The sequence below is a fragment of the Malaciobacter mytili LMG 24559 genome, from assembly GCF_003346775.1.
GTDB lineage: Bacteria > Campylobacterota > Campylobacteria > Campylobacterales > Arcobacteraceae > Malaciobacter > Malaciobacter mytili.
Window position 1 is genome coordinate 840,978 of record NZ_CP031219.1, and the last position, 10,976, is coordinate 851,953.

The window sequence follows — 10,976 nt, forward strand, 5'->3', positions numbered from 1 at the left end:
ATGCAATATACAAAAAGTTTTTATCAAATAAAATCTAGTGAAACTATATTTGAGTATGTAAAAAAAGAGATAGATACCATAGGATATTACTCTTTACCTCTACAAGATACAAAAGAGATAAAAGAGTATGCCAAAAGTGTTAAATACTCAAATATTGCCATTATTGGTATAGGTGGAAGCACTTTAGGAACTTATGCTATTTATCAATTTTTAAAGCCAACTCATGAGTATAGTAAAGAGTTACATTTTTTTGAATCAACTGATCCAACTGATATAAAACTTAGACTTAAAAAACTTGATTTAAATAATACTTTATTTTTAGTTATTAGTAAATCAGGAACTACAATTGAGACAATTTCTATTTTTAAATATATTGCTTCATTGGTAAAAATTGATAAAAATAATTGTGTAATTATTAGTGAAAATGATAGTAAATTAACGCAGTTTGCACTTAAAAATGGTATGAAAACTTTTGAAATACCTAAAAATGTAGGTGGAAGATTTTCTGTTTTTTCAACAGTTGGATTAGTTCCTCTTGCAATTTTGGGTGTAGATATAGATAGTTTATTAGCTGGTGCAAGAGAGGTTAAAAATAGCTTTTTTGAAAAAAAAGGTTATTATGAAACAATTATGGAAAAAGCTAGATTTATGGTTGAAAATAAAAATAGGTTTAATATAAATGTAGTTTTTTCTTATTCCGCTAGCCTTGAAGGGTTTAATAAGTGGTATATTCAACTTTGGGGAGAGAGCTTAGGCAAGATAAATATAAATGGAACAAAACAAGCTTTAACTCCTATTGGATTAATTGGTCCTGTTGATCAACACTCATTTTTACAGCTTATTGCTGAGGGTAAAAGAGATAAAACGGTAACTTTTATAAAAGTTGCTGATTTTCAAGATAATACAAAGATACCTTCAAATACTTTAGATGGCTTTGAAGGTTTAGAATATATTGATAATTTAGAGTTTTCAAAACTAATAGATGAACAAGCAAATGCAACAATTGAGTCTATTAAACAGTTAGCTGATATACCTTATGATGTTATTACTATTAATAGAGTAGATGAGTATAATATTGCAAAATTAATGTTTAGTTATCAACTTCTAACTTCTGTTGTTGGAAGGTTTGTTCAAATAAATACTTATAATCAACCAGGGGTTGAAGCTGGTAAAATTATTTTAAAAGAAAAACTTCAAAAAAATTAAAGGAGATTAATTGAAAATAGCAATAGCTGGCACAGGATATGTGGGATTATCAAATGGAGTTTTATTAGCTCAACATAATGAAGTTGTAGCTTTAGATATAGTTGAGAAAAAAGTTGAAATGTTAAATAATAAAATATCTCCAATTGAAGACAAAGAAATAGAAGATTTTTTAAAAAATCAAAAATTAAATTTTAGAGCGACTTTAGATAAAAAAGAGGCTTATAAAGATGCAGATTTTGTTATTATTTCAACTCCAACTGATTATGATCCTGAAACAAACTACTTTAATACAAAAAGTGTAGAAGCTGTAATAAGTGATGTGTTAGAAGTAAATAGCGAAGCTATAATGGTTATAAAATCAACTATTCCAGTGGGTTATACAAATAGTGTAAAAGAAAAATTTAATTGTAAAAATATTATTTTTAGTCCTGAATTTCTAAGAGAAGGAAAAGCCTTATATGATAATTTATATCCAAGTAGGATTATCGTTGGTGAAAAAAGTAAAAGAGCTGAGGTTTTTGCAAAGCTTTTAGCTCAAGGTGCTATTAAAAAAGATATTCCTATGTTATTTACAAACTCAACTGAAGCAGAAGCTGTAAAACTGTTTTCAAATACTTATTTAGCAATGAGAGTTGCTTATTTTAATGAATTGGACTCTTATGCACAAACTCATAATCTTGATACAAAAGAGATAATACAAGGAGTAGGATTAGACCCTAGAATTGGAAGTCATTATAATAATCCTAGTTTTGGTTATGGAGGGTATTGTTTACCAAAAGATACAAAACAATTAAGAGCAAATTATCAAGATGTTCCAAATAATCTAATAAGTGCTATTGTAGAAGCAAATAGTACAAGAAAAGATTTTATAGCTGATAGTATTATTGCAAAAAAACCTAAAATTGTAGGTGTTTATAGACTTGTGATGAAAGAGGGAAGTGATAACTTTAGAGCAAGTGCTATTCAAGGAATTATGAAAAGAATAAAAGCAAAAGGTATAGAAGTAGTAGTTTATGAACCAGTGCTTAAAGAAGATGACTTTTTTAATTCTAAGGTAATAAAAGATATAAAAGAATTTAAAGCTATAAGTGATGTAATTGTAGCAAATAGAATCTCAGATGAAATAAAAGATGTTGAAGAAAAAATCTATACAAGAGATATTTTTAATTCTGACAGTTAAAATCTAGTTAAACATTTTAACTAGATTTTTTAAGAAAAAACCCTTAAAATATATGATAGATATTAACTTCTTCTAAAAATGAAGTTCTAAAATGGTCACTTAATTTAACTAAATTTAAAACAAACTTTTAATATAATATTGTTTATTTTATAGAAGGAAAGTTTTGAAAATACTTATTACGGGAACAGCTGGATTTATAGGTAGCCATTTAGCTATAAAACTTCTTGAAAGAGGAGATGAAGTAGTAGGTCTTGATAATATAAATGACTATTATGATGTAAACCTAAAATATGCTAGATTAAATGAACTTGGCATAAAAAAAGAAGAGATTGATTACAATAAACAAATAATAAGTAGTAAGTATAAAAAACATAAATTTATAAAACTTAATTTGGAAGATAAAGAAAATTTATTTAAACTTTTTGAAACTGAGAAATTTGATGCTGTTTGTAATTTAGCAGCACAAGCTGGAGTTAGGTACTCTTTAACAAATCCTGATGCATATATTCAATCAAATATTGTTGGATTTTTAAATATTTTAGAGGCTTGTAGAACTTTTAATGTTAAGAATTTATCTTATGCTTCAAGTTCATCTGTATATGGACTAAATAAATCACAACCTTTTAAAACTACAGATAATGTATCTCATCCAATTTCACTTTATGCATCAACTAAAAAATCAAATGAACTTATGGCACATACTTATAGTCATCTTTTTGGTATTTCTACAACAGGTTTAAGATTTTTTACAGTTTATGGACCTTGGGGAAGACCAGATATGGCACCTATGCTTTTTACAGATGCAATTACAAAAAATAGACCTATAAAAGTATTTAACCATGGAAATATGAGTAGAGATTTTACTTATATTGATGATATAGTTGAAGGTATTGTAAAAGTTATTGCTAATCCTGCAAAAGCATCAGAAAAGTTTGATGCAAATAATCCTAATACCTCTATATCAACTGCACCATATAGAATTTATAATATAGGTAATAATTCGCCTATTAAACTTATGGATTTTATAAGTACTTTAGAAAAAGAAATAGGAAAAGATGCCACAAAAGAGTTTTTACCTATGCAAGATGGAGATGTGGAAAGTACATATGCAGATGTTAATGAGTTAATAGAAGATTTTAATTATAAACCAAATACTACTTTAGATAAAGGTATTAAAGAATTTATTAAGTGGTATAAAGAATTTTATAAAAAGGAAATATAATGAAAGGTATTATTTTAGCTGGAGGTAGTGGTACTAGACTTTATCCTATAACACGAAGTATAAGTAAGCAACTTCTTCCAATATATGATAAGCCAATGATATATTATCCATTGTCTGTTCTTATGTTAGCGGGTATTAATGAAATATTGATTATTTCAACTCCTCAAGATATAGATAAATTTAAAGAACTTTTGGGAGATGGAAGCGATTGGGGTATAACATTGGAATATAAAATACAACCAAGCCCAGATGGTCTTGCACAAGCATTTATCTTAGGTGAAGAGTTTATAGGTAAAGATAATGTTTGTTTAATTTTAGGAGATAATATTTTTTATGGGCAAGGCTTTACTCCAATGCTTAAAAATGCAGCTTCTTTAAAAAATGGTGCGGTTGTATTTGGTTATCAAGTAAAAGATCCTGAAAGATTTGGTGTAGTTGAATTTGATCAAAATAAAAATGCAATAAGTATAGAAGAAAAACCAATTAATCCAAAATCAAATTTTGCAGTAACTGGTTTATATTTTTATGATAATGAAGTAATTGAAATTGCTAAAAAAGTAAAGCCTAGCCATAGAGGAGAATTGGAAATTACAAGTGTAAATCAAGAGTATTTAAAAAAAGGAAAATTAAAAGTAGAACTTCTTGGCCGTGGTTTTGCTTGGTTAGATACTGGAACTCATGATAGCTTAATAGAAGCTGGACAATTTGTACAAACAATAGAACACAGGCAGGGTTATAAAATTGCTTGTCTTGAAGAAATAGCATATAGAAATAGTTGGATTAGTAAAGAAAAAATTTTACAAATAGCAAAACCATTATCTAAAAATGGTTATGGACAATATCTTTATGATTTAATCAAGGAAGAAAATGTTTAATAATAAGAATCAAACTATATTAGTTACAGGATGTGCTGGATTTATAGGTAGTAATTTTGTACCATATTTTTTAGAAAAATATTCAAACTATAATCTTGTAAATTTAGACCTTTTAACTTATGCAGGTGATTTAAACAATTTAGTAGAGTGTGAAAATAATCCAAGATACAAATTTATAAAAGGTGATATTTGTAATAGAGAATTATTAGAATTTATATTTAGTGAATATGATATAAAAGGGGTTATTCACTTTGCAGCAGAATCTCATGTAGATAACTCTATAAAAAATCCAGGAGTATTTATACAAACAAATGTAAATGGGACATATAATCTTGTTGATGTAGCTTATAAATATTGGATGGAAAAACCATTTTTATATAAAGAAGAGTATATAAATTGTAGATTTCATCATATTTCTACTGATGAAGTATATGGTACACTTGGAGAAACTGGATTATTTACAGAAAAAACTCCATATGCTCCAAATTCTCCTTATAGTGCTAGTAAAGCATCTAGTGATATGATAATTAGAAGTTATGTTGAAACTTTTGGTATGAATTGTGTGATAACAAATTGTTCAAATAACTATGGTCCTAAACAACATAATGAAAAGTTAATACCAACTATCATAAGAAATGCTTTAAATGAAAATCCAATTCCAATTTATGGTGATGGCAAAAATATAAGAGATTGGTTGTATGTACTAGATCATTGTAAAGGTATAGATTTAGTTTATCATAATGGTAATAAAGGTGAAACATATAATATTGGTGGAAGAAATGAAAGAACAAATTTACAAATAGTAAATACTATTTGTGAGATTTTAGATAAAGAATTTCCATCAAAGAATAAATCTTCATATAAAGAGTTAATCACTTTTGTTGAAGATAGAGCAGGACATGATAGAAGATATGCTATTGATGCAACTAAGTTAGAAAGTGAACTTGGATGGAAAGCTGATGAAAACTTTGATACAGGTATAGTTAAAACAATAGAATGGTATTTGAGCAAATATGGAGTTTGTAAATGACGAGTTATAAACTAATAGATTTTAAAACTTTAGGAGATGAAAGAGGATCTTTAATAGCAATAGAAGAAGGTTATAACGCTCCTTTCCAAATAAAAAGGGTTTATTATATTTTTGATACAAAAAAGGGTATTGAAAGAGGTTTTCATGCTCATATCAATCTTAAACAAATAGCTATAGCTGTAAAAGGTAGTTGTACTTTTGTTCTTGATGATGGAAGTTCTAGAGAAGAGATAAAATTAAGCAATCCAAATCAAGGTCTTTTTATTGAAGGTCTTATTTGGAGAGAAATGAAAGATTTTAGTTCAGATTGTGTTTTAGTGGTATTAGCAAGTGAAAAATATGATGAGCATGACTATATAAGAGATTATGATAGATTTTTAAAAGTAGTAAATAATGATTCATAAATTATCTGATGTACAATCTTTAAATATTGGAGATAATACTAATATTTGGCAATTTTGTGTAATTTTAAAAAATGCAACTATTGGTCAAAATTGTAATATTAATTCGCAAGTTTTTATAGAAAATGATGTTTTTATAGGTAACAATGTAACAATTAAAAGTGGTGTTCAAATTTGGGATGGCATTATATTAGAAGATAATGTATTTATTGGTCCAAATGTAACTTTTACAAATGATTTCTTACCTAGAAGTAAGCAATATCCAAAAGAGTTTTTAAAAACTATTATAAAAAAATTTGCTTCAATAGGTGCAAATAGCACTATAGTTGGTGGTGTAACAATAGGTGAATATGCAATGATTGGTGCAGGAAGTGTAGTTACAAAAAATGTGGGAGCTCAGGAACTTTGGTATGGTAATCCAGCTAAACACAAAGGTTATGTTTGCAAATGTGGACAAAAATCTGATCAAACACTGATTTGTACTCAATGTAAAGGAAAATAGAAAATGATTCCATTTTTAGATTTAAAAGGTTTAAATTCTCAATACAAAGAAGAATTAATAGAGGCTTGTATAAAAGTAATAGATAGTGGCTGGTATATTCAAGGTAATGAGTGTAAAGAATTTGAAACAGAGTTTGCCAAATATTGTGGAACAAAATATGCAATAGGTGTAGCAAATGGACTTGATGCACTTATTTTAATTTTAAGAGCATATAAACAATTAGGTATTATAAATGATGGTGATGAAGTAATAGTTCCATCAAATACATATATAGCTTCTATCTTAGCAATTTCACAAAATAATTTAGTTCCTGTTTTAGTTGAGCCAGATATAAATACATATTTAATTGACCCCTCAAAAATAGAAGAAAAAGTTACTTCAAAAACAAAAGCAATTTTGCCTGTACACCTTTATGGACAAACTTGTGAAATGGATAAAATAAATAAAATTGCAAAAAAATATAATCTAAAAGTAATAGAAGATTCAGCACAATCACATGGTGCATATTTCAAAGATAAAAGAAGTGGAAATCTAGGTGATGCAAGTGGATTTAGCTTTTATCCAGGTAAAAATCTAGGAGCTTTAGGTGATGGTGGAGCAGTTACGACAAATGATGAAGAGTTAGCAAATACTATAAAAGCACTAGGAAACTATGGAAGTCATAAAAAATATGAAAATCTTTACAAAGGTGTAAATAGCAGACTTGATGAAATACAAGCCTCAATGCTTAGGGTAAAACTAAAATATCTTGATAATGAAATAGAAAAAAGAAGAGAAATAGCAAACTATTATTTACAAAATATTGAAAATAGCAATTTGATTTTACCAACTGTTAGAGCTAAAGATAACCATGTTTGGCATTTATTTGTAATAAGAACAAATAAAAGAGATGAATTACAAAATTATTTAGCTGAAAATGATATTCAAACATTGATTCATTATCCAATACCTCCTCACAAACAAGAAGCTTACAAAGAGTGGAATATAAAAAGTTATGAAATAAGTGAACAAATACATAATGAAGTATTAAGTTTACCTATTAGTAGTGTACAGCCATTAGAAGATACTAAAAGAATTATTCAAATAATAAATAATTTTAACTAAAGTATTTAGAGATATGAGTTTACCAAAAAAGAACATATTAGCTAATTATATTGGTCAAATATATGTAATGGGTCTTAGTATCTTAGTAATGCCTTTATATTTGCAATATATGGGTGCAGAAGCATATGGGCTAGTAGGTTTTTTTATTTTAATGCAAGTTTTTCTTAATCTACTTGATAGTGGTCTTTCTCCAACTTTAGCTAGGCAAGTTGCTGAAGCTAGAGGTAATTATAAAAAATTTAGAGATTTTTTTAAACTTTTAAGAAGTGTAGAAATTATATTTTTCATATTATCTATTTTCGTGATATTTTTAGTTTATTTTACAAGTTATTGGATATCAAAAGAATGGATAAATACAAATTCATTAGAAACTAATACCGTTCAACATTGTATTATCTTAATGGGAATAATTCTTTCAGTAAGATGGTTTACAACAGTTTATAAAAGTGGAATTAATGGTTTTGAAGACCAAGTATGGTTAAATAAGGTAAATATCTTTATTGCAACATTAAAATACTTAGGTGCATTAATTCTTTTAATTTTTATATCTCAAGATATTAAAATATTTTTTTATTATCAATTAATAGTTGGAATTATAGAAGTAATAATTTTAAATTTGAGAATATATAAATTATTACCTATAAATGAAATCAAAAATAATATTTTTAGTTTAAAAATAGATATTCCAACTATAAAAAATATTTTGCCATTTGCTATGTCTATTGGTTATACGACATTAATATGGACTTTATTAATGCAATTTGATAAACTTATTTTATCAAGTATTTTAGCTCTTGATAAATTTGGATATTTTACTATTATTATACTTATTGCTAGTTCTTTAATAACTATTGCAACACCCATATTTCTAGCAATTTCTCCAAAGATGACAATGTTATTGAGTAGTGATGATAATATTAAAATGCAAGATATATATATAAAGATGACACAATTAGTTACTTGGATAATCTTATCTAGTAGTTTAATAATATGTATATTTTCAGAGCAAATACTTTATATACTTACTGGAAATATTGAAGCATCAGAATGGGGTAAAAATATTTTAATATTGTATACATTAGGATATACTTTTTTCGTATTTGGGAGTTTTCAATATTATTTACAAAATTCATTTGGAAATTTAAAGTATTATGTTCGTGGAGCTTCTATGATGGTGATTTTTCAGATTCCTATCATATATTATTCTATAATTAAATATGGAGCAATAGGTTCTGGATTTATATGGTTGATTTTTAATTTTTTGTGGTTTGTATGTTTTACATGGTACATTCATAATAAATTTATGCCAAATTTTCATTTTAAATGGTTATTAAAAGATATTTTACCTATTTTATTAAGTGTGATATTTTTAGCTTTTTTAGTTTACCAATTAATTGATTTTAAAATAGATGTATTAACTAATAGATGGATATTAATATTTAAAATTATAACAGTTGGAATATTTTTTTTAATAATAAGTTCTTTAAGTATGGGTATAGTAAGAGATAAAATAAGAGATTTAAGTAAAATAAAGGAATAAATATAATATGAGTAAATGTACAATTGTAATAAATACTTGCGATGCTTACAATGATGTGTGGGAATTGTTTTTTAAGGCATTTGAAGAATATTGGCCAGATTGTGAATATAATATAGTTTTAAATACAGAAAAAATCAAGTGCAATTTATCGAATGTAACAACACATACTTTTAATGAAACATCTACATTAGATAATTGGGGAAAAAGATTTAAACAAACTTTACAGGATATAGATAGTGATTTTGTAATAATGTTATATGATGACTTTATTTTAGAAGGAAATGTTAATAAAAATAAAATAAAACAATGTATAAAGTGGTTAGAGGATGAAAAAAATAAAGATATTTGTGCATTTTATTTTATTCATAGTCAAAATAAGAATATTGATGATGGCAAATTTGAAGGCTTTGAACGTTTACCCCTTAAAGCTGATTATAAACTTAATTCTGCTCCTGCCATTTGGAAAAAAGATAAGTTAATAAGTTTTATTGAAGATAATGATTCCCCTTGGGCATGGGAGTATTTTGGTAGTTATCGTACTTATAATAAACAAAGTATTTTTTATAGTATAAAAAAAGAGAATGAAGATATATATCCTTACAATTATTCTATGGGAGGGGCGATTTATAGAAGCAAATGGGTGTCTAGTGTTGTTTTGCCTTTAGTTGACAAATATAAATTAGATTTAGATTTATCAAAAAGAGGATTGACTGATAAAGTAGGAGGAAGTAATAAAAGAACACTTAAATGGAAAATTGATTTTTTTATAACTGGATATAAAATGATTGGATTAGGTGTTTTTTTATTTGCATATAGAATTATTATTAAGAAAATAGGGGTATTTTTTGGATAAGTTTTCATTTATTGTAATTTCATATAATCATGAAAAATATATTTTAGAGCATTTGGAAAGTATAAAATATCAAATAATTAATTTTGGGAAAGATATTTCTTGCAATCTTATTATTGCAGATGATGGCTCAAAAGATAAAACAGTGGAATTATCTAAATTTTGGTTAGATAAAAATGCTAATTTATTTAATAAGATAAATGTAATTGCTGATGGAGTAAATAGAGGTACTTGTAAAAATCTATCTTTAGCATTAAAATATTTAGAAACAGATAAGTGTAAACTTACTGCAGGTGATGATGTTTATTCATGTGAAAATTTATTTGTTGAATTTGAAAAAATAAATGATGTTGATATTTTATCGGGATTACCTATTAATTTTATAGATGGCAAGATGATTGATTCAACGTTTGATATTTTTAATTTATATGCAACTAATATTATTTATAAAAATTCAAATTATAATGATAGGTTAAAAAGAATTAATTTTTTCAATGCTCCTAGTATTGTTTATAATGTTAATGCTTTGAGGAATAATGAAGTAATAAATTTTATGGAAAAATTTTTGGTAACAGAAGATTATCCATTACATATAAAAATGTCAGAAACATATTCTCCATTAAAATTTAAACAAATTGATAAGATTTTTATTTATTATAGAAGAACTAATAATTCAACATATATTATAAAAAATGATGTTTTTTCAAATGATAAAATAGCAATATTTAAATATTTAATTAATAATGAAAAAAGATTTTTAAATAAAATTTTTTTAAAAAATAGATTATTTTGTTTTAATCTTTCAAATAAATATTTAAAAAGATTACTAAATTTAAATATCTATATTTACGGAGTTCAAATATTATTCAATTTCTATTCTATTTATAAAAAATTTAAAAGTATAGATATAGATTATGATAAATATCAAAAACATTATGATTTACTTTCTTCTAATGCAAGTTTATATTATGAAAAATTTTTAGAAAAATAGAGCTAACTTATGTTTTTATTGCCATTAATCTTAATTGAATTTTATCTTTTAATCACTTTGTTAATATTTGCGTTT

The 10,976-nt window shown here is 25.6% G+C and carries 11 protein-coding genes; all 11 read left to right on the forward strand.

Features of this window, described 5'->3' with window-relative positions:
* The 11 genes from AMYT_RS04305 (at position 1) to AMYT_RS04355 (ending at position 10,901) form a co-directional block, all read left to right on the forward strand.
* Positions 1-1,206, forward strand: a complete 1,206-nt coding sequence (locus AMYT_RS04305) for a glucose-6-phosphate isomerase (RefSeq protein WP_114841326.1) — start codon at positions 1-3, stop codon at positions 1,204-1,206.
* Positions 1,207-1,216: 10 nt separating this feature from the next.
* Positions 1,217-2,386, forward strand: a complete 1,170-nt coding sequence (locus tag AMYT_RS04310; protein WP_114841327.1) for a nucleotide sugar dehydrogenase — start codon at positions 1,217-1,219, stop codon at positions 2,384-2,386.
* Positions 2,387-2,549: 163 nt separating this feature from the next.
* On the forward strand, positions 2,550-3,608 hold the full coding sequence (locus tag AMYT_RS04315; protein ID WP_114841328.1) for an NAD-dependent epimerase: 1,059 nt from the start codon (positions 2,550-2,552) through the stop codon (positions 3,606-3,608).
* On the forward strand, positions 3,608-4,483 hold the full coding sequence (rfbA, locus tag AMYT_RS04320) for a glucose-1-phosphate thymidylyltransferase RfbA (RefSeq protein ID WP_114841329.1): 876 nt from the start codon (positions 3,608-3,610) through the stop codon (positions 4,481-4,483). The genes AMYT_RS04315 and rfbA overlap by 1 nt, the downstream gene beginning before the upstream one ends.
* A complete protein-coding gene (rfbB, locus tag AMYT_RS04325) occupies positions 4,476-5,513 on the forward strand; it encodes a dTDP-glucose 4,6-dehydratase (protein WP_114841330.1) in 1,038 nt (345 codons plus the stop codon). Before rfbA ends, rfbB begins: the two co-directional genes overlap by 8 nt.
* A complete protein-coding gene (locus AMYT_RS04330; RefSeq protein WP_114841331.1) occupies positions 5,510-5,917 on the forward strand; it encodes a sugar 3,4-ketoisomerase in 408 nt (135 codons plus the stop codon). The genes rfbB and AMYT_RS04330 overlap by 4 nt, the downstream gene beginning before the upstream one ends.
* Positions 5,907-6,416 (forward strand): acyltransferase, encoded by a 510-nt coding sequence (locus AMYT_RS04335; protein WP_114841332.1) that lies wholly within the window; start codon positions 5,907-5,909, stop codon positions 6,414-6,416. Before AMYT_RS04330 ends, AMYT_RS04335 begins: the two co-directional genes overlap by 11 nt.
* Before the next feature lie 3 nt (positions 6,417-6,419).
* Positions 6,420-7,520, forward strand: a complete 1,101-nt coding sequence (locus tag AMYT_RS04340) for a DegT/DnrJ/EryC1/StrS family aminotransferase (protein ID WP_114841333.1) — start codon at positions 6,420-6,422, stop codon at positions 7,518-7,520.
* 13 nt (positions 7,521-7,533) lie between these two features.
* Positions 7,534-9,060, forward strand: coding sequence for an oligosaccharide flippase family protein (locus AMYT_RS04345; protein WP_114841334.1), 1,527 nt, complete (start codon positions 7,534-7,536; stop codon positions 9,058-9,060).
* Positions 9,061-9,067: 7 nt separating this feature from the next.
* Positions 9,068-9,913, forward strand: coding sequence for a hypothetical protein (locus AMYT_RS04350; RefSeq protein WP_114841335.1), 846 nt, complete (start codon positions 9,068-9,070; stop codon positions 9,911-9,913).
* Positions 9,906-10,901, forward strand: a complete 996-nt coding sequence (locus AMYT_RS04355) for a glycosyltransferase family A protein (RefSeq protein ID WP_114841336.1) — start codon at positions 9,906-9,908, stop codon at positions 10,899-10,901. The genes AMYT_RS04350 and AMYT_RS04355 overlap by 8 nt, the downstream gene beginning before the upstream one ends.
* Positions 10,902-10,976 lie beyond the last annotated feature (75 nt).

Coding starts and splice junctions, on each gene's coding strand:
- AMYT_RS04305 (WP_114841326.1), top strand. CDS start 1: ATGCAATATACAAAAAGTTTTTATCAAATAAAATCTAGTGAAACTATA.
- rfbA (WP_114841329.1), top strand. CDS start 3,608: ATGAAAGGTATTATTTTAGCTGGAGGTAGTGGTACTAGACTTTATCCT.
- rfbB (WP_114841330.1), top strand. CDS start 4,476: ATGTTTAATAATAAGAATCAAACTATATTAGTTACAGGATGTGCTGGA.
- AMYT_RS04330 (WP_114841331.1), top strand. CDS start 5,510: ATGACGAGTTATAAACTAATAGATTTTAAAACTTTAGGAGATGAAAGA.
- AMYT_RS04335 (WP_114841332.1), top strand. CDS start 5,907: ATGATTCATAAATTATCTGATGTACAATCTTTAAATATTGGAGATAAT.
- AMYT_RS04340 (WP_114841333.1), top strand. CDS start 6,420: ATGATTCCATTTTTAGATTTAAAAGGTTTAAATTCTCAATACAAAGAA.
- AMYT_RS04345 (WP_114841334.1), top strand. CDS start 7,534: ATGAGTTTACCAAAAAAGAACATATTAGCTAATTATATTGGTCAAATA.
- AMYT_RS04350 (WP_114841335.1), top strand. CDS start 9,068: ATGAGTAAATGTACAATTGTAATAAATACTTGCGATGCTTACAATGAT.